Raw genomic sequence first — 24,120 nt, forward strand, 5'->3', positions numbered from 1 at the left:
TCTCGTGCGAGAGTCGTAGCAACACACAACCGTCGTCTGTGTTGCTGCGCTCTCGTGAGCAGCGACGCCGTACTGCGCCGTACGTCGGCGCACCAGGGAATCAGGAGGCGCGAATGTCCACTACTCCGCGCAGTCGTAAGCTCCGGCCGGTTCCCGACGAGGAACCGCGGCTGATCTTTCGGACCATTCACGGCTATCGGCGGGCCTTTCGCATGGCCGGCGAGGGCCCTGTGCTGCTGCTGATCCACGGGATCGGTGACAATTCCGAGACGTGGAACGAGGTAATCCCGCACCTCGCCAAGAGCTACACGGTGATCGCACCCGATCTCCTCGGCCACGGCCGCTCCGACAAACCGCGGGCCGACTATTCCGTTGCCGCGTACGCCAACGGTATGCGCGATCTGTTGTCCGTCCTGGGCATCGAGCACGTCACCGTGGTGGGCCACTCGCTCGGCGGCGGGGTGGCGATGCAGTTCGCCTATCAGTTCCCGCACATGGTCGATCGCCTCGCGTTGGTGTCCTCGGGCGGAGTGACCAAGGACGTGCACCCCCTTCTGCGACTGGCGTCGATGCCGTTCCTGTCCGAGGCGGTGAAGCTGCTGCGCTTGCCGGGCGCGATACCGGCGGTCAAGCTGGCCGGCGGCCTGTTGAGCAAACTGCACAGCTCCCCACTGCGACCGGGGTCGATGCTGCACGACACCCCCGATCTGATCCGAGTGCTGAGCGAACTGCCTGCACCGACGACATACGAGGCCTACCTACGGACGTTGCGTGCCGTGGTGGACTGGCGTGGCCAGGTGGTCACGATGCTGGACCGCTGTTATCTCACCGAGAATCTGCCGGTGCTGCTGGTGTGGGGTGAGCAGGACTCGGTGATCCCGGTGGCGCACGCCCGGCTGGCTCATTCCGCCATGCCCGGTTCGAAGCTGGAAGTGTTCGACAATTCCGGACACTTCCCGTTTCGCGATGATCCGATGCGCTTCCTTCAGGTCCTCGAGGACTTCATCGACTCGACTCCCTCGCTCAGTTTCGACGAGGTGCGCTGGCGCAACCTGCTCATCACCGGCGTCGGCGAGGACATGATCAGCGGCAGCTCGAGCACCAGGATGGCCGTGCTCGGGGCCATGGGGTCCGACGAGCGAAGCGCGACCTGACGCTCCGGTCGCAGGCGTTCGGTGTCGATTCGGGAACCGCCGTCACCGACACATAGCCTGTAGAGGTGCTCCTCACCGAACTGATACCCGACGTTTCCGCCGCCACCTCCGACGGCGTGGACCCGGACGTCCTGTTCGACACGTTCACCACCTGGGCCTCGGACCGGGGCCTGACGCTGTATCCCGCGCAGGAAGAGGCGCTGATCGAGCTGGTGTCGGGATCCAACGTCATCCTGGCCACGCCGACCGGTTCCGGAAAGTCCATGGTCGCCATCGGTGCCCACTTCGCGGCCATGGCCGCAGGCATTCGCAGTTTCTACACCGCGCCGATCAAGGCGCTCGTCAGCGAGAAGTTCTTCGCCCTGTGCGAGATCTTCGGAGCGCAGAACGTCGGCATGATGACCGGCGACGCGTCGGTCAATTCCGGTGCGCCGATCATCTGCGCCACTGCCGAGATCGTCGCGAACCTGGCACTGCGGCAGGGCGCCGACTCCGACATCGGCCAAGTGATCATGGACGAGTTCCACTACTACTCCGAGCCGGACCGGGGGTGGGCCTGGCAGGTACCTCTGATCGAACTGCCGAACGCCCAGTTCCTGCTCATGTCGGCGACGTTGGGCGACGTCTCGTTCTTCCGCGACGATCTGACCCGACGCACCGGCCGCACGACCACCGTCGTCTCCGGTACCGAACGGCCCGTCCCGTTGATGTTCTCGTACGTCACCACCCCGATCGGCGAAACGATCGAGGAGCTGGTGCAGACGCACCTGGCGCCGGTGTACGTCGTGCACTTCACCCAGGCAGCGGCACTCGAACGCGCTCAGGCCCTGACGAGCATCAATGTCGCGTCCAAGCAAGAGAAGGCCGCGATAGCCGAGGCCATCGGCAATTTCCGCTTCACCACCGGCTTCGGGTCGACGCTGTCCAGACTGGTTCGTCACGGTATCGGGGTGCATCACGCCGGCATGCTTCCCAAGTACCGCAGGCTGGTGGAGAAACTGGCGCAGGACGGTCTGTTGAAAGTGATCTGCGGTACCGACACGTTGGGCGTGGGCATCAACGTTCCCATCCGGACCGTGCTGTTCACCGGACTCACCAAATACGACGGCATCAGAACACGCAAGCTTCGGGCGCGTGAGTTCCATCAGATCGCGGGACGCGCGGGCCGCGCGGGGTACGACACCCTCGGCACCGTCGTGGTCGAGGCACCCGAGCACGACATCGAGAATGCGCGGCTCGTGGCCAAAGCCGGTGACGACCCGAAAAAGCTCAAGCGGGTACAGCGCAAGAAGGCACCCGACGGTTTCGTATCCTGGGGCGAGCCGACGTTCGAGCGCATCATCGCGGCAAGCCCGGAGCCGTTGACGTCCCGGTTCTCGGTCAGCAATGCGATGTTGCTCAATGTCATTGCGCGGCCGGGTAATTGCTTCCACGCGATGCGTCATCTGCTCGAGGACAACCACGAGACCCGGCCGGCTCAGCGCAAGCACATCCTGCGTGCACTGTCGCTGTACCGCGGCCTGGTGGAGGCCGGAATCGTCGAACAGTTGGCCGAGCCGGACGCGGACGGGCGCCATGCCAGGCTGACGGTGGACTTGCAGCCGGACTTCGCGCTCAATCAGCCGTTGTCGACGTTCGCGGTGGCCTCGTTCGAGTTGCTCGACGTCGACTCCCCCACCCACGCGCTCGACGTGGTGTCGATCATCGAGTCGACGCTCGACGATCCTCGGCAGGTGTTGATGGCGCAGCAACATGCCGCACGCGGCGAAGCGGTGGCCCAGATGAAGGCCGACGGCATCGAGTACGACGAGCGGATGGAACTCCTCGAAGAGGTCACCTGGCCGAAACCCCTTGCCGAGCTGCTCGTTCCGGCCTTCGAGATCTACCGCGGGTCTCACCCGTGGCTCTCCGAGGTGGGCCTGTCGCCCAAGTCCGTCGTCCGTGACATGGTCGAGCGCGCGATGACCTTCGCGGAGCTGATCAGTCACTACGGCCTCATGCGCTCGGAGGGCTTGGTACTGCGCTACCTTGCCGACGCGTACCGCACTCTGCGCCAGACGGTTCCGCCGGAATCGCGCACCGAGGAGGTCCAAGACATCACCGAGTGGCTGGGCGAGCTGGTTCGGCAAGTCGATTCCAGCCTGCTCGACGAGTGGGAGAACCTGACCGATCCCGGTGCCGAACCGGAAGCCCTGGTCGAGGCGTACGGGTCCGATGCGCCGCGTCCAATCTCGGCGAATCCGCGGGCTTTCCGAATCCTGGCCCGCAACGCGATCTTTCGAAGGGTCGATCTGGCGGCGCGTCGTCAATGGAACGCGCTCGACGACCTGGACGACGGGCCGGATTGGGAGGAGGAATTGGAGCCGTTCTTCGCCGAGTACGGGTTCATCGGCACCGGCCCCTCGGCTCGCGGGCCGGCGCTGTTCACCCTGAACGTCGGTGCGGAATCCACCACGGTCCGCCAAGTACTCGAAGATCCGGACGGCGACCACGGCTGGTCCCTCGATGCTGTCATCGACCTCGCCGAATCCGACGCGGCCGGAGAAATCGTGTTCGACGAGATCGTCGTCACGCCCGGCTGATGCATGCGCCTCGTGCGCGAGAAGGCCTGCGAGCGTGGCGAAGTCGGCTATGGCCGACCCGTTCCGTGCTCTCGACCCGAATTGCGTTGCGCGGCAAAGGTCGGGGGGCGTCCGCCGAGTACACGACCGGGCAGTACGACGGAGACGAAATGCTCCGTACATTCGGCAGGTTGGACAGGTACCGAGTATTCGACGGCCCGATACGGTGCCGAGACCAATTACGTTGCCGCCGTTACGAAGTGGCGGTAGTGCGCGGATCGCGGATGTGACTGCGTCGGCCGACAGGGTCGATCGGGCACGCCTGTCGGTCCAGTGCCACTCATCACGTTTACCTTTCGGCCCATTTTTGGCACACTCGTCCAGGTCGGTCGAGCTCGTGCGGCTGCACAATCGCCACCGAGCCGAACCGCTTCCCGACGGAACCGACGCGATCATTTCGACACGAGGAGACCACATGGCACTGTTGACAATCGGCGACCAGTTCCCCGCATACAATCTCACCGCCGTCATCGGCGGCGACCTGTCCAAGGTGAACGCGCAGCAGCCCGACGACTACTTCACCACCGTCACCAGCGACGACCACGCCGAAAAGTGGCGCATCGTCTTCTTCTGGCCCAAGGACTTCACGTTCGTGTGCCCCACCGAGATCGCAGCATTCGGCAAGCTCAACGACGAGTTCGAAGATCGCGACGCGCAGGTCCTCGGCGCCTCCGTCGACAACGAATTCGTGCACTTCCAGTGGCGCGCGCAGCACGACGAGCTCAAGACGCTCCCCTTCCCGATGCTCTCGGATCTCAAGCGCGAATTGGCCGCTGCCACCGGTGTTCTCAATGCCGACGGCGTCGCCGACCGGGCCACTTTCATCGTGGACCCGAACAACGAGATCCAGTTCGTCTCGGTCACCGCCGGATCGGTCGGTCGAAATGTGGACGAGGTTCTTCGAGTACTGGACGCACTGCAGTCGGATGAGCTGTGCGCCTGCAACTGGAAGAAGGGCGATCCCACCATCGACGCCGGCGAACTACTGACGGCGAGCGTCTGACATGTCGATCGACAATTTGAAGAACGCCGTCCCCGAATACGCGAAGGACCTCAAGCTCAACCTCGGTTCGATCGTGCGGTCCACCGTGCTCAGCGAGCAACAGCTCTGGGGCACATTGCTTTCGGTGGCCGCCGCGTCGAAGTCCTCGACCACGTTGAAAGAGATCGCCGAGGACGCCGCCGACTCGTTGTCGGCCGAGGCGTACAACGCCGCTCTGGGTGCCGCGTCGATCATGGGTATGAACAACGTCTTCTACCGCACCAAGGGCTACCTGGACGGAAAGTACGACGATCTACGCGCCGGCTTGCGTATGAACATCATCGGCAACCCTGGCGTCGAGAAGGCCGATTTCGAGCTGTGGTCGCTCGCGGTCTCGGCCGTCAACGGATGCAACCACTGCCTCGAGGCGCACGAGAAGACTCTGCGCGCCGAGGGCGTCGACCGCGAGAAGATCTTCGAGGCAATTCGCGCCGCATCGATCGTCGCGGGTGTCGCGCAGGCCGTCGAGGCCGGCCGCGTACTCGACGGTGCCTCCGTCTGAGGTTCCGCTGAACAGGTCGAAACGGGGATCCGCTGCGGCGGGTCCCCGTTCGTCGTCGATCGAGACGCCTCGACGACGTATTGGTAACGTCCCCGCATGGCTATCGAAGTGTCCGTCGTCCGAGTGTTCACCGATGCCGACGGCAGGTTCGGTAATCCACTGGGCATCGTTGACGCACAGGCTGTAGGCGAGAGCGACAGGCAGGATGTTGCTAGGCAGTTGGGTTTCAGCGAGACGGTGTTCGTCGATCGCTCGTCACCTGGTACCGCGTCGGCAACGATCTACACCCCGGCGACGCAGCTCCCGTTCGCCGGACATCCGACGGTCGGATTGTCCTGGTGGCTTCGCAACAACGGACACTCGGTGCAGACGCTCACCGTCCCCGCTGCCACGCTCGACATCCGCTACGACGGCGAGCTCACCTGGGTGCGTGCACGCGCCGAGTGGACTCCGCAGTTCACGTTTCATCAGGTCCACGACGCAGCCGAGGTGGCAGCGGCAGATCCGAACACCTACGACAGTGGCCACCACTACATCTGGGCCTGGACCGACGAGCAGCGCGCCGAACTGCGCTCGCGCATGTTCGCGCCGATGATGGGAATCGCCGAGGACGAGGCAACAGGTGCTGCCGCCGTCCGGCTCACTGCCGAGCTCGGTCGGGGCCTGAACATCGTCCAGGGTGCGGGGTCTGCGCTGTGGACCACCGTCGACGAGGATGGGTGGGTGGAGCTCGGGGGCCGAAGCGTCGACGACGACTCGATCACGGTGTGACGGGCACGTCCACTTCGATTTCCTCACCCAGACGCACCCCTTCCGCCAGTGGCAGACGGTCGCCGCTCCAGAACTTTCCTGGATCGAACCAGTTGGCTTTCTTGTTCCCCGTCAACAGACCCATCGAGTCGTAGGTCATCGCAACAACTTCGGCGCAGTACGCGGTTTCGAGCGCAGCGCTCTCCTGCGCGTTCTTCCGGAGCGCCGGCACGCGTCCACGGAACCACCGACCGGCGAGCGCCGCGGTGGTCGGAAAAGCCGTTCCGTCCATCCGCGCGATGGTGCGAAGCAGCGCGTCTTCCTGCTCCTTCGTCACGGCCGGAGTGGAGCCTGGGGAACGACCGGCGTATCCGTCCAATTGCCGCAGCCAACAACGCTGTTGATACCGCTGGGCCCAGTGCGTGACGGCAGCGCGTAGGTCGTGCAGCTGCACTCCACGCTGGAAGTTTCCGGTCCACATGTCCTGCAACGACTTTCCGAGCTCTGCGTGCCACATCAGCGGCGGGAGGTCGTCCAGGACGACGGCCATACCGACGTGGTTGACCGGGCTGTTCGTCAAAGCCTGGATTGCGCGGTCCGCCGACGAGTGGCCGCGGAAGATCCAGATGTCGCCGGTTCTGGTGGCATCCACAGCGGTATCGAGGCTGATTCGCGACGGATTCATGGACCAACCCTAGATCTCGTGGCGGTACGGTTGCCGCATGAACGTCTGGAAAGCTCTCGGTCTCGCCGGGATGGCCGGGGTTGCGGCCACCGGGGCGTTGGTGGTGCGGTCCGAGCGCAAGCGGCGCGCGTATGCGCCCGACGAAGTGCGCGATCAGCTGCACCGGCGGTTCGCCGCAATCTCCGCTGAGCCGGAACCCGAACCTGCTCCCCCGCTCTCGCGGGGGAAGCAGCTGTTGAGCAGACTCCGGTTCAGCCGAGCGCACTGAGGATGCGCGAGGCCATATCCTCGATCTCGGCGTCGGTCATGACGAACGCCGGCGAGATCTGCATTGCACCCTGTCCGGCCGCGCGGCCCGAAACACCATGAGCTCTCAACGTTTTCACGAAAGGTAATGCCTCCGCCGGGTCGGCGAGCTGAACGGCAGCGACAGCGCCGATGCCGCTGCGGACTTCCGCGACCCGATCGTGGTCGGCCAGGGGCGCGAGGTGGGTGTGCAGTGCGGCTTCGATGCGCTTGGAGTGACTCAGCAGGTCCTCGCGCTCGATGATGTCGAGATTGGCCATCGCTGCGGCGGCTGCACCTGCGTGGCCACCGTAGGTGTAGCCGTGACGCCACCAGACTCCGCCTGCGAAGAACGGTTCGGCGATCTTCGGAGCGATGAACACGGCGCCCATCGGGACGTAGCCCGACGTCAACCCCTTGGCGGTCGTCATCAGGTCGGGTTCGAGCTCGAAGCGGGTGGAGGCGAACCAACTACCGCCGATCCGGCCGAATCCGGTCACCACTTCGTCGGCGACGAACAGCACGTCGTTGTCGCGGCAGATCTGCCGTACCTCACGTAGGTAGCCCTCGGGAGGCAAGTAGATTCCACCCGCTCCGATCACCGGTTCGCAGAAGAAGGCGGCGACGTTCTCGGCTCCGACCTCTTCGATCAGCGCGAGAAGCGATTTCGCGTCGTCCCACGCCACTGTTCTGGCGTCCGGCATCAGCTCGCCGTAGTTCTCCTTGTTGACCGGAATGCCGGCGAGCGCGGTGCCCGCGACGTGCATGCCGTGGTAGGCCTTCTGCCGCCCGACGATGATCTTCTTGGACGGCCGTCCCATTTCGACCCAGTAGCGGCGCGCAAGCTTCGCCGCGGTGTCGATGGAGTCCGATCCGCCCGAGGTGAAGAAGATCTTGCTGCCCGGCACCGGTGCGATGGCGGCGAGACGATCGGCCAGTGCCAACGTGGTCTCGGGCACGAAGTCGCCGAAGTTGGAGTAGTGCGCGATCAAGCTCAGCTGCGCGGCAACGGCGTCGGCGATCTCGCGGCGACCGTGACCGACGTTGGTGAACCACAGACCGGCGGTGGCGTCGAGGTATCGGTTGCCCTCGTTGTCGAAGATGTACGCACCCTCGCCGCGCGAGACGACGAACGGCCCATTGGCGGTGACGTTGCCCATGTCGGCGAAGCCGTGCCACAGCGCGGAGGTGTGTGTGGAGGCGGCTGGATCCAGGTCGGAAGACATGCGCTACACAGTAGTCACGTCGAATTCGGCGAGTGCATCGGTTAGTTCCCAGACGGAGTTCGGGCGAGTACCGCGTAACGGATATCCTGGTACGAGTATGTCTACCTCGAATTCGTCCGGTGATCGACGAGCACTCGCCGCACGTGTTGCACAGCTCACCATCCGCGACGAGAACCGGCTCCGACGACGTCTCGACAAGGCCCGCACCGAGGACGCCGTCGCCGCGCTCGAACGCGACGTAGCTCGCGCGGAAGCCGTCATCTCCACACGCCAGGCGGCAGTGCCCACCCTCGAATATCCGCAGGCGTTGCCCGTCAGCGCGCGCAAGGACGACATCGCCGCAGCGATCGCTGCCCACCAGGTCGTCATCGTCGCCGGTGAAACCGGGTCCGGCAAAACCACCCAGATTCCCAAGATCTGCCTCGAACTGGGGCGCGGAATCCGCGGCTCGATCGGTCACACGCAGCCCCGAAGGTTGGCGGCGCGCACCGTTGCCGAGCGCATCGCCGAGGAGGTGGGTCAACCACTGGGCGAATCGATCGGCTACAAGGTTCGATTCACCGACCAGTCCTCGGATTCGACCCTCGTCAAGCTGATGACCGACGGCATTCTCCTGGCCGAGATCCAACGCGACCGACTGCTCCGCCAGTACGACACCCTCATCATCGACGAGGCGCACGAGCGCAGCCTGAACATCGACTTCATCCTGGGATACCTCGCGCAACTGCTCCCCCGGCGACCCGATCTCAAGATCGTCATCACGTCGGCGACCATCGATCCGGAGCGATTCGCGCAACACTTCGCACGCGACGGGGTCGCAGCACCGATCATCGAGGTATCCGGCCGTACGTTCCCGGTCGAGATGCGGTATCGACCTCTGACGGTCAACGCGGGAGAAACGACGATCGACCTCGATCCCGTCGATGCCACCTGCCAGGCCGTCGACGAGCTGATGTCCGAGGGTGACGGCGACATCTTGGTGTTCCTGTCCGGTGAACGCGAAATTCGCGATACCGCGGACGCGCTGGCCGATCGCAATCTCCGCAACACCGAGATCGTGCCTCTGTACGCCAGACTCTCTGCCGCCGAACAGCATCGGGTGTTCTCACCGCACTCGGGACGCCGGGTCGTGCTGTCGACGAACGTCGCGGAAACGTCGCTGACGGTCCCCGGCATCCGCTACGTCGTGGACCCGGGCACCGCGCGCATCTCGCGATACTCGTTGCGCACCAAAGTGCAGCGGCTGCCCATCGAACCGATTTCACAGGCCTCTGCGCGCCAGCGGGCGGGTCGCTGCGGACGCGTCGCCGACGGGATCTGTATCCGGTTGTACTCGGAGGAAGACTTCGAGTCTCGTCCGCAGTTCACCGAGCCGGAAATTCTGCGCACCAATCTGGCCTCGGTCATTCTGCAGATGACCGCGCTCGGATTGGGCAAGATCGACGCGTTTCCCTTCGTCGAGCCGCCCGATCCACGCAGCATCCGCGACGGTATCGGCTTGCTGGAAGAACTCGGAGCACTCAAGCCGACCACCAAGGACGGCACTGCCGAGCTCACCCCGATCGGCCGCGAACTGTCCGCCCTTCCTGTCGATCCTCGAATGGCACGAATGTTGGTCGAGGCCAACGGCAACGGATCGCTTCGTGACGCGCTGGTGGTGGTGGCGGCGTTGTCGATTCAGGACGTGCGCGAGCGTCCCGCCGAGCATCAACAGGCTGCAGACGAGAAGCATGCCCGTTTCGCGGTAGAGAATTCGGACTTCCTGGCGTACGTGCAGCTGTGGAAGTACCTGCGGCAGCAGCGAGACGAGCTGTCTTCCAATCAGTTCCGACGCATGTGCCGCACCGAGTTCCTGCACTACCTGCGGATCCGCGAATGGCAGGACCTGCACGGACAACTCCGCCAGATCACTCGCGGCCTCGGATGGACGGTGCCCGACGCAGAGTCGAGCGAGAACGCACTGCATCAGTCCCTGCTGTCGGGCCTGCTCTCGCACGTCGGCCTCAGAGAGGGCGACAAGCGTGAATTTCTGGGTGCCCGCGGAGCACATTTCGCGATCTTCCCCGGGTCAGGTCTGTTCAAGAAGCCACCGCGCTGGGTCATGGCTGCAGAACTGGTCGAGACCGGACGATTGTGGGGCCGCATGGCCGCCCGCATCGAACCGGAATGGGCCGAACGGTTGGCACCGCATCTGGTGAAGCGCACGTATTCCGAACCACACTGGTCGATCAAACGGGAATCGGCGCTGGCCTACGAACGGGTGACGTTGTACGGCATCCCGTTGGTGACGCAGCGCCCGGTCAACTATCACCGCATCGATCCCGAGGCGTCTCGTGAGCTCTTCATCAGGCATGCCCTGGTTCAGGGCGAATGGAAGACCCAGCACGGGTTCTTTCACAAGAACAGGGCTCTGCTCGACGACGTCGGCGAGCTCGAACATCGTGCTCGGCGACGGGACATCGTCGTCGACGACGACGCACTGTTCGATTTCTACGACGCCCGCATCGCCCCGGAAGCCGTGTCTGCGCGACACTTCGACACCTGGTGGAAGAAGGCCCGCCGGCAAGATCCGTCCCTGCTCGACTTCACTACGGACACCGTCGTCAACTCGGACGCCGCGTCGGTACTGACGGGTGCGTATCCGGACGCGTGGCGACAGGGTGACATTCAATTCCCACTGACGTATCAATTCGAGCCCGGCACGGCCGCTGATGGCGTCACCGCGCGGATTCCCATCGCACTGCTCGCTCAGGTACAGCCGGTCGGCTTCGACTGGCTGGTGCCTGGGATGCGCGCCGAGCTCGTCACCGCCTTGATCAAGACGCTACCGAAGGCATTGCGACGCAACGTGGTTCCGGCTCCGGACTTCGCTGCGGCAGCGTTGGCAGTGATGAAACCGCGGGCCGAAACACTCGTGACGGCTCTGGCCCGAGAACTCTCACGGGCCGCACAGTGCCACATCACCGCGAAGGACTTCGACACTGCGGCGCTACCCGATCACCTGCGAATGACGTTCGCCGCGGTCGACCCGTCCGGGACCGTGCTCGGCAGCAACAAGGATCTGACTGCGCTGCGCGCCGGTCTGGCCGGTGAGGTCGGCCGACAGGTTGCACGTGCGGTCGGCGACGCGGAGCGCGCCCCGACGCTGGCGTGGACCTCGGGCACGTTGGGCCGCTTGGAACCCACGGTCACCCGAGACGTGGGCGGGCAGAAGGTCACCGGGTACCCGGCGTTGGTGCCCGAGGGTTCGGGCGTGGCGGTGCGAGTGCTCAGTACCCCCGCCCAGCAACGAGCAGCCATGCGCGCGGGCACCCGCACTCTGCTGCTCGCCACGGCACCGAAGGGAACGAAGGCGCTGTTGGCCGGGCTGCCGACCGCCGAACGTCTTGCGCTCGGCCAGAACCCGTACGGCGGCGTCGATGCGCTGCTCGAGGAGTGCCGTGCGCTCGCTGTGGAAGAAGCGATGGACGCGCACGGCGGACCGGTTCGCGATCCGGCCGAGTTCGACAAGCTCAGGGCGCTGGTGGACGCGGAGGTTCCGCGGCGTACTGCTGCTGTTCTCGCGCTGGTTCGACCGGTCCTGACGGCCGCGTTGGCTCTGTCGGCCCAGTTGCAGACCGCATCGGGTGAGCCGGCCGACGATGTCCGAGAACAGCTCGACGGCTTGATCTTTCGCGGTTTCGTCACCGAGTTCGGTTCTCGACGGTTGGCCGATCTGCCACGCTATCTCGCTGCGGCGACGAAGCGGCTGTCCACTCTGCCGAGCAGCGCGGGCCGCGACGCTGCGGCGATGGACGTTCTCGACCGGGTGTACGGCTCGTACGGGCGGCTGTTGGATTCGCTTCCGGAGAGCAGGAAGAACAGCCCGGGTGTGCAGGAGCTGTTCTGGATGATCGAGGAGCTGCGGGTGGGGCTGTTCGCGCAGGGAATTCGTACCGCGTATCCGGTATCGGAGAAGCGCATCGAGAAGGCGATCGCCGATCAGTCTCGCTGATCGGCCCGCGGTTCACTCGACGTCGGCGGACTCTCGATGTTTGCGGAGTTCGTGAATTTCCTTCTCGAAGTCCTCTGCCGAACTGAACGAACGGTAGACCGATGCGAAACGAAGGTAGGCCACTTCGTCGAGATCGCGTAGCGGTCCGAGAATGGCCAGGCCCACTTCGTTGCTGGGAATCTCGGCCGAACCGGCCGCGCGAATATTGTCTTCGACTTGCTGAGCCAGCAGGTTCAGCGCGTCGTTGTCGACGTCTCTGCCCTGGCAGGCGCGACGAACTCCTTTGACGACCTTCTCCCGACTGAACGGCTCGGTCACACCACTGCGTTTCACGACGGCGAGCACGGCGGCCTCCACGGTGGTGAAGCGTCGACCGCACTCGGGGCAGGACCGGCGTCGCCGTATTGCCTGACCCTCGTCCATTTCACGCGAATCCACCACGCGTGAGTCGGGGTGTCTGCAGAACGGGCAATGCATGAGGGAGCCTCCGTCGTAGCCGATACTCCGACGACGAACGTGCGCGTCGGGGCAGTCTTCGAGGATACTCAGCCACGCTGGGCACCATGGTGCCGGTGGTCATCTGCTGGGTGCGTACTCGACGAGCGCTCCGTCGTGAACCATGACCGCGCCGGCGGGCTGAGTGGCCGCGTCGGGTGTGGTCGCGCTCAGATTCGCAATGCCGATCAGACCGCCGGCCACGACGACCACAGCCAACATCCACAGAACGAGAGAGCGTGGGCGCACGGTCTGGCTCGCGAAATGGGCCGACGTGTCGTCGAAGTCTCGATCCGCCATCTCGCGATCGGTGACGTCGGTCCAGGACTCGTCCACGACAGGCAAGCACGGGCCGTTCTGCGTCCGACGCGCGTGGTTCTGCAGCACGGGCCGCGAGCGCCGACGACGCTCGACGACACCGGATCGCGAACGCAAACCGGCAGTGGTGGGACGATCGGTGGTGATGGTCATCGGAACCTCGTCTTCGCTCGTTGGATCGATTGTTCGATCAGGCGTTCGATGGACGCTTGTTCGAAGTTCTATCACGCGCCTCCGACAAAGTCTGTAGAAAACGCGACACGAGTCGAACAGATGTTTGATTCAACAGCTGATACACGCTAGATTCGTGTCAGAAACCACACGCCACACGAGTCGACATCATCAACTCCAGTCCGCGTGGATCGATACCGCGTAGACCGAATCCAGCCGCATCAGCAGGAGGCCGACAGCATGAAGGACGAGACCTCGACGAGGTCCATCACCGGTTCCAGTACGACGGGTTCCACGAAAGCTGGTTCCACGCGAGCCGGATCCTCGACGGTCGGCAAGGCTGCAGCCGGAAAGCCGGCTGCCGAGCCGACCCCGAAGGCCATGGAGGTGGGCACCGACATCAGTGCAGGGCTCACCGAGCGCCAACGGAAGGTGTTGGAGGTCATCCGGGCCTCGGTCACCGAGCGCGGATACCCACCCAGCATTCGAGAGATCGGCGATGCCGTGGGCCTGACGTCGACGTCGTCCGTCGCACATCAGCTTCGCACCCTCGAACGCAAGGGGTTCCTGCGGCGCGACGCCAACCGCCCTCGCGCTGTGGACGTCCGCGGACTGGACGAGGTGCAGGCCGATCAGGCCGCGGCAGCGGTGGACGGTTCGGCAGCGTCCGACGAGCAGGATCGGTTGCCGACGCCGACGTTCGTGCCGGTTCTCGGACGGATCGCCGCGGGTGGACCGATTCTGGCGGAGGAAGCCGTCGAGGACGTGTTCCCACTCCCGCGCGAGTTGGTCGGTCAGGGATCGTTGTTCTTGCTCAAGGTCGTCGGCGAGTCCATGATCGACGCGGCGATCTGTGACGGCGACTGGGTGGTGGTGCGTCAACAGTCCGTGGCCGACAACGGCGACATCGTCGCGGCGATGATCGAGGGTGAGGCCACGGTCAAGACGTTCAAGCGTTCCAAGGGTGAGGTATGGCTCATGCCGCACAACCCACTGTTCGAGCCGATCCCGGGCAACAATGCCGCCATTCTCGGCAAGGTCGTCACCGTGATGCGCAAGCTCTGAACTCTGTTCGGACACAACGAAGAAGGGCCGCAGCACAGATGCTGCGGCCCTTCTCTTCGGTCCTGAACGATGGAAAGAATCAGAGATTCAGTCCGCGACCGATGATCTCCTTCATGATCTCCGTGGTGCCGCCGTAGATGGTCTGTACCCGAGAATCCATGTACGCCTTGGCAATCGGGTACTCCTTCATGTAGCCGTACCCACCGTGCAGCTGAAGGCACCGGTCGATGAGCTTGACCTGGTTCTCGGTGGTCCACCACTTGGCCATGGCAGCTTCCTGCACGGTCAACTTGCCGTCGTTGAGCAGTTCGATGAATTTGTCGACCATGATGCGGGTGGCGGTGGTTTCGGTAGCGAGTTCCGCCAACACGAATCGCGTGTTCTGGAACTTTCCGATCGACTTACCGAATGCCTTGCGGTCACGGCAGTACTGAATGGTCATTTCCAGTGCCGATTCCATGGCCGCAGCGGCGACGACGGCAATCGAGAGCCGCTCCTGAGGTAAGTTCTGCATCAGGTAGATGAAGCCCATACCTTCTTCGCCGAGCAGGTTGGCGGCAGGAACCCGAACGTCGGTGAAGCTGAGTTCCGCAGTGTCCTGGGCCTTCATGCCGATCTTGTCGAGGTTGCGACCACGCTCGAATCCGGGCATGTCGCGCTCCACGACCAACAGGCTGAAGCCCTGGGCACCTTTCTCGGGGTCGGTGCACGCTACGACGATGATCAGATCGGCATTGATGCCGTTGGTGATGAACGTCTTCGAGCCGTTCAGTACCCAGTCGTCGCCGTCCCGAACGGCCTTGGTCTTGATGCCCTGCAGGTCGCTACCGGTACCCGGCTCGGTCATGGCGATCGCGGTGATCAGCTCACCGGAGCAGAATCCGGGCAGCCACCGCTGCTTCTGCTCGTCGTTGGCCAACTCGATGAAGTACGGCGCGACGACGTCGTTGTGCAGGGTGAAGCCGATGCCGCTGTAGCCGCCGCGGGTGGTTTCCTCGGTGACGATGGCGTTGTAGCGGAAGTCCTTGACGCCGCCGCCGCCGAACTCCTCCGGTGCGGCAGTCCCGAGGAAGCCCTGCTTGCCGGCCTCTACCCAGACGCCGCGGTCGACGATGTTCTGCTCTTCCCACTTCGCGTGATTGGGGGCTACGTGCTGTTCGAGAAACTTCCGGTACGACTCCCGGAACAGCTCGTGCTCGGGCTCGAAAAGTGTGCGTTCCACGCGGGTCTCCTTGTTCGGTGCGCACCGTCGTCGACCGCGAGAAAGGGGTGTCACAGCGCGGTCGTCGGTGCGACTGACGTCACGGTTCAACAGTACGTTCGCGGTGCACCGAGGGTCGATGACCAAAACGCGCGCGATCCGTGACCGCCCCTGCTAGCGTCGTCGAGTCGTTCTCCCTCGGGCCAACGCCGAGACGATCGGGTATCCCACGAGGATGCCCAGCGATCCCCACGCGATACCACCGAGTTCGACCGATCCGACGGAGAGCGTCAGGTCGCCGATTCCGGCGACGAGTGCGGCGGCGACGACGGTGAGGTTCACGGGATCGGTGAAATCCACCTTGGCATCGGTCCAGATTCGAACGCCGAGCAGTCCGATGAGTCCGTAGAGCACGAGTGTCGCTCCACCGATGACACCGTCCGGGACGGTGAAGATCAGCGCACCGAACTTGGGCGAGAACGCCAACACGATCGCGGTGATCGCGGCAACCCAGTACGCGGCGGTCGAGTACACGCGGGTAGCGGCCATGACGCCGATGTTCTCCGCGTACGTGGTGGTTCCCGATCCACCGGCGGCCCCGGCGAGGGTGGTCGCCAACCCATCGGCGATCAGAGCGTCACCGGCAACGTCGTCGAGGTTCTTTCCGGTCATCGCCGCGACGGCTTTGACGTGTCCGACGTTCTCGGCGACGAGGACGATCACCACCGGCAGCGCCACCAGAATCACCGACAGCTGGAAGGACGGGCCACGGAACTCGGGTAACCCGATCCAGCTCGCGGCGCTCAGAGCATCGAGTCGTGGTTGCGCGATACCGCCGGTGACGGCAGCGAATACCCAGCCCACGACGACGCCGAGCAGGATTCCGAGCCGACCCACCAGACCGGGACCGACGGCCGTCGCGAGGAGAATCGCCACCAGGGTGACGGCCGCGACGAGCGGTTGCGCCTCGAACGAGGTCGTCGCGGCAGGGGCCAGATTGAGCCCGATCAATACGACCACCGCACCGGTGACGACGGGCGGCATCGCTGCGTCGAGTACCCGCGCTCCGGCGAACTTCACGACGAAGCCGATCGCAGCCAGCACGACGCCGACACACAGAACGGCACCGAGCTGCGCGGCGGGTCCGTCGGCTGCGGTCGCACCGAGCGGGGCCAGGAAGGCGAACGACGACCCGAGGTAGCTCGGCACCCGCCCGCGCGTGATGATCAGGAACAGCGCAGTACCGATGCCCGAGAACAGCAGCGTCGTCGAGACCGGGAACCCGGTGATGGTCGGAACCAACAGTGTGGCCCCGAACATCGCGACGACGTGCTGCATCCCGATGCCGACAGTGCGTGGCCACGACAACCGTTCGTCCGGTGCGACCACCGCCCCCGCGTCGACGGTTCGTCCGTTTCCGTGCAGCGTCCAACCCATAGTTCTCATGATGGGAAGAGACTATTGCGTCACCCGAGGATCGCGCTCACTGCCTCACGGGCTGCGGCCGTGCTGTCGGTCTTCAGTGCAGCGGCAGCAGCGGCCTTGCACTGATCGAGGGTCACGGTCGCCAACTTGGACCCGACGTGGGCGACGGCGGCGGAGGCCGCGGACAACGACGTGATGCCCATTCCTACCAGCACACAGGCCAGCAGGGGGTCGGCGGCAGCTTCGCCGCAGACACCGACGGGCTTGCCCACCTTCGCGCCGGCCGCGGCCGTGTGCGCCACCAGTGCGAGCACGGCCGGTTGCCACGGATCGGTCAGACCGGCCAGCTGCGCCGACATCCTGTCGGCGGCCATCGTGTACTGAGCCAGATCGTTGGTGCCGATGGACAGGAAGTCCACGTGCTCGAGGATGTGCTCGGCGAGCAGAGCGGCAGCGGGAATCTCGATCATGACGCCCGGGGTCAGTCCGCGTTCGCGCACATCCGCGGCGAAGTCCTGTGCTTCCTGCGCGGTGGCGATCATCGGTGCCATCACCCACGGCGAGGACTCGGTCGCCTTGGCTGCCGCGGCGATGCCGTCGAGCTGGCGGTACAGGATGCCGCGGTCGGCTTCGGCGATACGGATACCGCGGATGCCGAGCGCCGGATTGGCCTCGTCGGGGTGGTTGGCGAATCGAAGGGGCTTGTCCGAGCCGGCGTCGAGGGTGCGGACGACGACTTTCTTGCCTGCGAACGCGTCGAGGACCTGGCCGTAGATCTCCGCTTGCTCGTCGACGGTCGGTTCGGAATCGCGGTCCAGAAAGCACAGTTCGGTGCGGAACAATCCCACCCCGTCGGCTGCGCTGGAGCGCGCTGCGCGGGCACCGGCGCCGTCCTGAACGTTGGCGAGGATATCGACGGGATGGCCGTCGGCGGTGGTACCGGGACCGACCCACTGGGACACTCGGTCCAATTCGTCCCTGGCCGAGACGACTGCTGCGCGGGCCGAGTCGGCGTCGGGTTCGAGTTCGATGCGGCCGCTGGTTCCGTCGACGGATGCGTTCGTACCTGCAGCGATGTCGTCGAGGCCGGCCACGGCGACGATGCACGGAATGCCCAGCTGGCGGGCGATGATCGCGGTGTGGCTGGTCGGACCGCCCAGTGAGGTGGCGAGGCCGACGATGAGGGTGGGGTCGAGGCCTGCGGTGTCGGCGGGTGCCAGGTCGTCGGCGAACAGTACCGACGGTTCGGCCGGCACGGGAACACCCGGCTCGGGCACACCGAGAATTTCGGCGATGACGCGATCGCGAATGTCGCGCAGATCGGTCACTCGTTCGGCCATCAATCCGCCGAGCTGGGTGAACATGGCGGCGAACTTCTCGGTCGCGGCAGCAGTGGCGGTGACGGCGGTGTTGCCCTTGGCGATCGAGGCGCGAGCGGCACCGAGCCATCCGCGGTCGGTTGCCATCGCGGCGTTGGCCGACAGCACCTCCGAAGCGGCTCCCGTCGCCAGCTCTGCGCGTCCGCGCAATCGAGTGGCGACGGCGTTCGCCGCTGCATCGAACACAGCCTTCTCGGACTCCCGATCGGATTCGGCCACCTCACCGGTGTCTGCCGGGATGGCCGGACGTGCCCCGGGACGGATGACGGGTCCGTAGCCGACTCCGGGCACGACCGGTGTGCCGCGCAGTGTCGTGGACTCCGCTCCGATCGACGACGTCCCATCTGCAGCAGGTGTTGCATCGGTGTGTCCGGTCGATGCGGTGCTGACCGATCCCGTCATGTGGTCCTCCTCGGATCCTGCGTGTACGTCTGTCGTCCCGGATGTCAGATGAGTGTGCCGCACCTGGCTTCCCGATGATGTTGTGACCGAGATTACTCCAAACCCTTGACATGTCAACACACACGGGCGTAAAACAACATAAAGCAACATCAACCGGGAAGGAGACGCAGGTGTACGCAGAAGAAAGACAGCACGCCATCGCTGAGCTGATCAGCACGCAAGGACGCGTCTCCGTCAACGACCTGGCCGCCAACTACGGCGTCACCACAGAGACCGTGCGACGCGATCTGGCCACCCTCGATCGACTCGGAGTGGTACGCCGCGTGCACGGTGGAGCAGTACCCGCCTCGGCGCTGACCACACTCGAGCCGGGCGTTTCGGAGCGGGAATTCACCCGCGCAGACCAGAAGGACGCGATCGCAGCGGCTGCATTGTCGTTCCTCCCACCCGTCGGCGGCAGCGCCGTCTTCGATGCGGGCACCACCACCGGCCGCCTGGCGGGACTGCTACCGCACGATCGCGAACTCACCATGGTCACCAACTCCGTACCGATCGCAGCCCGGGCCGCAACCATGCCGAGCATCAGTCTTCGATTGCTCGGCGGGCGTGTTCGAGGAACGACACAGGCCGCTGTGGGCGACGAGGCACTGCGCGCCCTCGAATGGCTACGGGTGGACGTTGCGTTCATCGGAACCAACGCCATCAGCGTCGGACACGGACTGTCCACCCCCGACAGCGACGAAGCCGCGGTCAAGCGCGCCATGGTCGACGCCGCGAACCATGTTGTCGTGCTGGCAGATTCGTCGAAGATCGGCCGCGAGCACCTGGTGAGTTTCGCCCGAGTAGACACCATCGACGTCATCGTCACCGACAGCGACATCTCGAACGAAGACCGTAAACAACTCAGCAACAAAGGAATCGAGGTGGTGATCGCATGATGGTCACGCTCACGGCCAATCCGAGCATGGACCGCACGGTCACGCTCGAGACGCCGCTGACCCGCGGCGGCGTGCACCGGGCGTCGTCCTCGGCCGTCGACCCGGGCGGCAAGGGCGTCAACGTCGCTCGCGTCATCGGCGGATCGGGAGTAGAGGCGCTGGCCGTACTCCCGGCCAACGTCGGCGATCCAATACTCGACGCAATGTCCGCCAAAGGCGTTCGATACTCGGCAGTTCCGACGTCCGGACCGGCGCGCACCAACATCACCGTCAGCGAAATCGGTGGCACGACCACCAAGATCAACGAGCCGGGTGCAACGGTGTCGGAGCAGACACGCGCCGAGCTGCGAGACCGGATTCTCACGCTCGCTGTCGATGCCGAGTGGGTGGTGCTGTCGGGTTCGCTTCCTCCCGGCCTGCCCGTCGAGTGGTACGCGGAACTGGTTGTCGCCCTTCGCGCTACCACGGCCAAAGTTGCGGTGGACACCTCCGACGAGCCGCTGCTCGCTCTCGCAGATCGGTTTCCGGAATCGGCACCCGACCTGATCAAGCCCAATTCGGAGGAACTCGCCCAGCTCACCGGGTACGATTCCGAGGAGTTGGAAAGCGCTGCGGCACAGGGTGATCCGTCGGCCGCTGTTTCCGCCGCGACGATCCTTGTCGGCCGAGGAGTAGGTGCCGTACTGGCGACGCTCGGCAGCGCCGGAGCAGTCCTGGTCACCCAGGGCGGTGCCTGGTACGCCAGCCCACCTCCGATCACGGCCGTCAGCACCGTCGGCGCAGGAGACTCCTCGCTGGCCGGCTACATTCTGGCCGACGTCGAGAACTGTTCCGACGCAGACAAACTTCGCCGCGCCGTCGCCTACGGAACGGCAGCCACCGCACTTCCAGGCACCACGCTTCCCCTGCCCGAGCAGACCCATCCGACTTCGGTGACGGTTCGCGCGCTCGACATCTCCACGTCCGTCACCCCGTCCACGCTCTCCCCTTCTTCGAACCGTCTCTAGGAGCCCCCATGTCCACCCCCACCGAAGATCAGCCGATCATCGCCGAGGATCTGATCCTCCTCGACGCCGATCTGGGCGAATCCAAAGCTGCCGTCATCGAACGCCTCGCAGGCGTGCTGGCCCACGCGGGTCGCGCAACCGACACCGACGCCCTGCGCGACGCAGCCCTTGCGCGCGAAGCCCAGTCGGCCACCGGCCTGCCCGGCGGCATCGCAATTCCGCACTGCCGTTCCGAGGCGGTCACGAGCGCCTCGCTCGGCTTCGCCCGCCTGAACCCCAAGGTCGACTTCGGCGCCCCCGACGGCCCCGCCGACCTCGTCTTCCTCATCGCTGCACCGGCCGGAGCCGGTTCGGCGCACATGAAGCTGCTCTCCAGCCTGGCTCGGGCACTGGTCAAGCCCGAATTCGTCACCTCACTGCGCAACGCGTCCTCGCCCGCCGAGATCGTCTCGCTGGTCGACGGAGTCATCAACCCGGCCGCCAAGCCGGTTGCCGCAACCGCTGCAGCTGCGCCGGTCGACACCGCGAAGCACAGTGCGCCTGCAGCCACCCCCGAGACGGCAACATCCGCCTCGCCCAAGCACATCGTGGCAATCACCGCCTGCCCCACCGGAATTGCGCACACCTACATGGCTGCCGATTCACTCGTCGCCGCAGGCGAGCGCGCGGGTGTCACGGTGCACGTGGAGACTCAGGGCTCGAGCGGCAGCACGCCCCTCGACCCCGCACTCATCGCCGGTGCCGAGGCCGTCATCTTCGCCACCGACGTGGGCGTCAAGGGCCGTGAGCGATTCGCCGGTAAGCCCGTCATCTCTTCCGGCGTCAAGCGCGCCATCAACGAGCCCGACGTCATGGTCACCGAAGCGCTCCGCGCAGCTCTCAATCCGGATGCTGCTCGCGTCGGCGGCACCGCTGTCGCGGCCGGCTCCACCGACTCTGCCGGTGAGCTCGGATGGGGCACCCGCCTGCGTCAGATCCTGCTGACCGGTGTCAGCTACATGATTCCGTTCGTCGCCGCCGGTGGACTCCTGATCGCCCTCGGATTCCTGCTCGGTGGGTACGAAATCAAGGATGTCGCCGAGGACATCGTCGTCAACAACTCCATCACTTCGCTGCCCGACGGCGGAATCGCCGCCTACCTCGGTGCCGTGCTGTTCCAGATCGGCGCGCTGTCCTTCAGCTTCCTGGTGCCCGCGCTGGCCGGTTACATTTCCTATGCCATAGCCGACAGACCAGGTCTGGCACCAGGTTTCACCGCCGGCGCAGTGGCCGTGTTGGTGGGCGCAGGCTTCATCGGCGGTCTCGTCGGTGGCCTGATCGCCGGCTTCGTCGCACTGTGGATCAGCAAGTGGAAGATCCCCGCGGTTCTGCGTGGCCTGATGCCGGTTGTCATCATCCCGCTGTTCGCCACCCTCATCGTCGGCGCGATCATGTTCCTGCTGCTCGGCAAGCCGCTCGCCGCGATCACCAGTGGACTGACCGACTGGCTCAACGGACTCAGCGGTTCCTCGGTCATCATCCTCGGCATCATTCTCGGCCTGATGATGTGCTTCGACCTCGGCGGACCGGTCAACAAGGCGGCCTACGCCTTCGCCACTGCAGGCCTGTCGGTCACCGACACCGCCTCACTGCGCATCATGGCAGCGGTCATGGCGGCCGGAATGGTGCCGCCCCTGGCCATGGCACTGGCCTCGACCGTTCGTTCGCGTCTGTTCACCGAGGCCGAGCGCGAGAACGGTAAGGCTGCATGGTTCCTCGGAGCAGCATTCATCTCCGAGGGCGCCATCCCGTTCGCCGCGGCCGATCCGTTCCGCGTCATCCCCTCGATGATGGCCGGCGGCGCAGTCACCGGTGCCATGATCATGGCCTTCAACGTCACCCTCAGCGCGCCCCACGGCGGGATCTTCGTGTTCTTCGCCATCGGAAACATCCTGTGGTTCATCGTCTCGCTGGCCGTGGGCACCATCGTCTCCGCATTCCTGGTGGTCTCCGCCAAGCAGTTCATCAAGGGCAAGAACGCACCGACCGACGCCGAACTCGACCCGGCACTCGCCACCGTCTGACGCTCGATACGATCCAACGAACCCACTACGCAAGGAGCAGCACATGCCCAGCACCACAGTCGCAGTCGGATCCTCGATCGGCCTGCACGCCCGCCCCGCAGCACTGATCGCCGATGCCGTAGCCGAAGCCGGAGTCGACGTCACGCTGGCAACAGCGGACTCCGAGCCGGTGGACGCCGGTTCGGCCCTGATGATCATGACGCTCGGCGCCACCAAGGGCACCGAAGTCACCGTCACCAGCGACGACCAAGCAGCACTCGACAAGGTTGCAGCACTCGTCGAAGCAGACCTGGACGCCTAACCAGAGCGCATCGATCGCCGGACGGTGAATCCCACCGCTCCGGCGATCAGCACCACCCCGGCAGCGACGGCAGCTCGGAATTCCCATTCCGAGTCCGTCGCTGTCGTCGTCTGTGCGGGTGCCGCAGGAGCAGCAGGATCGCGGGTCGGCGACGCCGGCGTAGCCGAAGGTGTCGACAGCTCCACCGACGTCAGGTTCGGAATCCTCAGAATGGGCGGCAGCGTTCCGTCGGTCGGTGCGAACCCGGCTTCCGACGCGAGCAGAACGGAACCGTCGTCCAGGAACGTCGCCGCCTCGCCCTGCGGCTGAGCCGGTAGCGCGACGACGGCTCGGGGTGAGGTGGGGTCGACCAGCGCCGACGCGACGTCCCCGTCGGGCGGACGGAACACATACGCATCGGTGTACGTGCGCACCACGGCGGTCGATCCGTCTGCACTCACCGCTCCCCCGGTCGCCAGAATCGAGCCGACCACGAACGGCGGCCCACCGGCCGTACCGGTGGCCGTGAAAGCCATCTCACCGACCTTGCGCAGCGGCGTCGGGCCCGGACTGCTCAGATCGGTGACGGATTCGTCTCCGGTCGGTACGTACACCCCGCTGACACCCGAGAGTTCCTTGGTGACGATCACCGGCCGACCGCCGGGTTCGATGAGCAGTGTCTCGGCGTCGTGTGCGCCGTCGGGGTAGGCCAGTCGATACAGCTCGCCCGCGCCTGTTTCCGGGTCCATTCGCGTCAGTGCCACAGTGTCGCGGCGCAACTGATTGTCGCCGATGTCGGCCAACCACAGTGAGCCGTCGTACGACGCCATGTCCTCCACGTCGTACGGGTCGACGGGAACGTCGATCCAACGCTGCACCGCACAGTTCGCGTCGAGCACCGCGACCCGATCGTCGGCACCGCTGTCGCCGATCCCGTACACGGTGCCGTCGAGCACCGTCGCACCGGACAGCTCTTCGAGTCCGGGATCGGTTGGTAGACAGTAGGTTACAACGTCGACCGGCGCGGCCAGGGCGGTCGAAGCACAAGTCAGCACGATCGCCGTGCCGACCACGGCCGCGGCGCCACCACGCACCACTGCGCGCGGATTCACCGAAC

General features: G+C 65.2%; 20 protein-coding genes. 12 read left to right on the forward strand and 8 right to left on the reverse strand.

Going from position 1 to position 24,120, the window contains the following annotated elements; genetic code table 11:
* Positions 1-113 precede the first annotated feature (113 nt).
* The 5 genes from AB0P23_RS02995 (at position 114) to AB0P23_RS03015 (ending at position 6,090) form a co-directional block, all read left to right on the forward strand.
* Positions 114-1,154 (forward strand): alpha/beta hydrolase, encoded by a 1,041-nt coding sequence (locus AB0P23_RS02995; RefSeq protein WP_027496867.1) that lies wholly within the window; start codon positions 114-116, stop codon positions 1,152-1,154.
* 65 nt (positions 1,155-1,219) lie between these two features.
* Positions 1,220-3,736, forward strand: a complete 2,517-nt coding sequence (locus AB0P23_RS03000; RefSeq protein WP_027496866.1) for a DEAD/DEAH box helicase — start codon at positions 1,220-1,222, stop codon at positions 3,734-3,736.
* Positions 3,737-4,190: 454 nt separating this feature from the next.
* Positions 4,191-4,778 carry a peroxiredoxin gene (locus tag AB0P23_RS03005; RefSeq protein ID WP_363796770.1) on the forward strand — a complete coding sequence of 196 codons (588 nt, stop codon included), beginning with the start codon at positions 4,191-4,193 and terminating at the stop codon, positions 4,776-4,778.
* A gap of 1 nt (position 4,779) precedes the next feature.
* Positions 4,780-5,319 (forward strand): carboxymuconolactone decarboxylase family protein, encoded by a 540-nt coding sequence (locus tag AB0P23_RS03010; RefSeq protein ID WP_032372559.1) that lies wholly within the window; start codon positions 4,780-4,782, stop codon positions 5,317-5,319.
* 96 nt (positions 5,320-5,415) lie between these two features.
* Positions 5,416-6,090 carry a PhzF family phenazine biosynthesis protein gene (locus AB0P23_RS03015; RefSeq protein ID WP_032370134.1) on the forward strand — a complete coding sequence of 225 codons (675 nt, stop codon included), beginning with the start codon at positions 5,416-5,418 and terminating at the stop codon, positions 6,088-6,090.
* Here the strand turns inward: AB0P23_RS03015 and AB0P23_RS03020 are convergent.
* A complete protein-coding gene (locus AB0P23_RS03020; RefSeq protein WP_027496861.1) occupies positions 6,080-6,754 on the reverse strand; it encodes a hypothetical protein in 675 nt (224 codons plus the stop codon). The two genes, AB0P23_RS03015 and AB0P23_RS03020, sit on opposite strands and share 11 nt — an antisense overlap.
* A gap of 37 nt (positions 6,755-6,791) precedes the next feature.
* Here AB0P23_RS03020 and AB0P23_RS03025 point away from each other — a divergent pair, with 37 nt between their 5' ends.
* The gene (locus AB0P23_RS03025; protein ID WP_027496860.1) at positions 6,792-7,022 is read left to right on the forward strand and encodes a hypothetical protein; all 231 of its coding nucleotides are present in this window, start codon (positions 6,792-6,794) and stop codon (positions 7,020-7,022) included.
* Here the strand turns inward: AB0P23_RS03025 and AB0P23_RS03030 are convergent.
* Positions 7,006-8,265, reverse strand: coding sequence for an aminotransferase class III-fold pyridoxal phosphate-dependent enzyme (locus AB0P23_RS03030; protein WP_363796773.1), 1,260 nt, complete (start codon positions 8,263-8,265; stop codon positions 7,006-7,008). The genes AB0P23_RS03025 and AB0P23_RS03030 overlap by 17 nt on opposite strands.
* A 97-nt stretch (positions 8,266-8,362) precedes the next feature.
* Between AB0P23_RS03030 and hrpA the strand changes: the two genes are divergently transcribed.
* Complete coding sequence (gene hrpA / locus AB0P23_RS03035) at positions 8,363-12,259, forward strand: ATP-dependent RNA helicase HrpA (protein WP_032400222.1); 3,897 nt, start codon at positions 8,363-8,365, stop codon at positions 12,257-12,259.
* Positions 12,260-12,271: 12 nt separating this feature from the next.
* Here hrpA and nrdR read toward each other — a convergent pair whose 3' ends face one another.
* Both nrdR and AB0P23_RS03045 read right to left on the reverse strand, forming a co-directional pair.
* The gene (gene nrdR, locus AB0P23_RS03040) at positions 12,272-12,736 is read right to left on the reverse strand and encodes a transcriptional regulator NrdR (RefSeq protein ID WP_027496857.1); all 465 of its coding nucleotides are present in this window, start codon (positions 12,734-12,736) and stop codon (positions 12,272-12,274) included.
* Between the two features lie 99 nt (positions 12,737-12,835).
* Positions 12,836-13,225: a hypothetical protein gene (locus AB0P23_RS03045; RefSeq protein WP_032372564.1), complete on the reverse strand. Its 390-nt coding sequence runs from the start codon at positions 13,223-13,225 to the stop codon at positions 12,836-12,838.
* Between the two features lie 399 nt (positions 13,226-13,624).
* On the opposite strand from AB0P23_RS03045, the gene lexA reads away from it, so the two are divergent.
* On the forward strand, positions 13,625-14,308 hold the full coding sequence (lexA, locus tag AB0P23_RS03050; RefSeq protein WP_027496855.1) for a transcriptional repressor LexA: 684 nt from the start codon (positions 13,625-13,627) through the stop codon (positions 14,306-14,308).
* Positions 14,309-14,387: 79 nt separating this feature from the next.
* Here lexA and AB0P23_RS03055 read toward each other — a convergent pair whose 3' ends face one another.
* The 3 genes from AB0P23_RS03055 to ptsP all read right to left on the reverse strand — a co-directional run bounded on the left by AB0P23_RS03055 (position 14,388) and on the right by ptsP (position 18,715).
* A complete protein-coding gene (locus tag AB0P23_RS03055; protein WP_027496854.1) occupies positions 14,388-15,530 on the reverse strand; it encodes an acyl-CoA dehydrogenase family protein in 1,143 nt (380 codons plus the stop codon).
* Between the two features lie 153 nt (positions 15,531-15,683).
* On the reverse strand, positions 15,684-16,955 hold the full coding sequence (locus AB0P23_RS03060; protein ID WP_032400221.1) for a solute carrier family 23 protein: 1,272 nt from the start codon (positions 16,953-16,955) through the stop codon (positions 15,684-15,686).
* Between the two features lie 20 nt (positions 16,956-16,975).
* Positions 16,976-18,715 (reverse strand): phosphoenolpyruvate--protein phosphotransferase, encoded by a 1,740-nt coding sequence (gene ptsP / locus AB0P23_RS03065; protein WP_363796776.1) that lies wholly within the window; start codon positions 18,713-18,715, stop codon positions 16,976-16,978.
* A 170-nt stretch (positions 18,716-18,885) separates the two neighbouring features.
* On the opposite strand from ptsP, the gene AB0P23_RS03070 reads away from it, so the two are divergent.
* Genes AB0P23_RS03070 through AB0P23_RS03085 form a run of 4 tightly spaced genes read left to right on the forward strand, consistent with a single transcriptional unit; the run spans position 18,886 to position 23,024 of the window.
* Positions 18,886-19,653 carry a DeoR/GlpR family DNA-binding transcription regulator gene (locus tag AB0P23_RS03070; RefSeq protein ID WP_027496851.1) on the forward strand — a complete coding sequence of 256 codons (768 nt, stop codon included), beginning with the start codon at positions 18,886-18,888 and terminating at the stop codon, positions 19,651-19,653.
* Positions 19,650-20,660 carry a 1-phosphofructokinase family hexose kinase gene (locus tag AB0P23_RS03075; protein WP_363796778.1) on the forward strand — a complete coding sequence of 337 codons (1,011 nt, stop codon included), beginning with the start codon at positions 19,650-19,652 and terminating at the stop codon, positions 20,658-20,660. Before AB0P23_RS03070 ends, AB0P23_RS03075 begins: the two co-directional genes overlap by 4 nt.
* An 8-nt stretch (positions 20,661-20,668) precedes the next feature.
* Positions 20,669-22,723 carry a fructose-specific PTS transporter subunit EIIC gene (locus AB0P23_RS03080; RefSeq protein ID WP_032366477.1) on the forward strand — a complete coding sequence of 685 codons (2,055 nt, stop codon included), beginning with the start codon at positions 20,669-20,671 and terminating at the stop codon, positions 22,721-22,723.
* A gap of 43 nt (positions 22,724-22,766) precedes the next feature.
* The gene (locus AB0P23_RS03085; RefSeq protein ID WP_027496848.1) at positions 22,767-23,024 is read left to right on the forward strand and encodes an HPr family phosphocarrier protein; all 258 of its coding nucleotides are present in this window, start codon (positions 22,767-22,769) and stop codon (positions 23,022-23,024) included.
* Here the strand turns inward: AB0P23_RS03085 and AB0P23_RS03090 are convergent.
* Positions 23,021-24,115 carry a hypothetical protein gene (locus AB0P23_RS03090; RefSeq protein ID WP_363796779.1) on the reverse strand — a complete coding sequence of 365 codons (1,095 nt, stop codon included), beginning with the start codon at positions 24,113-24,115 and terminating at the stop codon, positions 23,021-23,023. The two genes, AB0P23_RS03085 and AB0P23_RS03090, sit on opposite strands and share 4 nt — an antisense overlap.
* Positions 24,116-24,120: the final 5 nt, after the last annotated feature.

The sequence above is a fragment of the Rhodococcus sp. NPDC077669 genome (assembly GCF_040686915.1).
GTDB classification, from domain to species: domain Bacteria; phylum Actinomycetota; class Actinomycetes; order Mycobacteriales; family Mycobacteriaceae; genus Rhodococcoides; species Rhodococcoides fascians.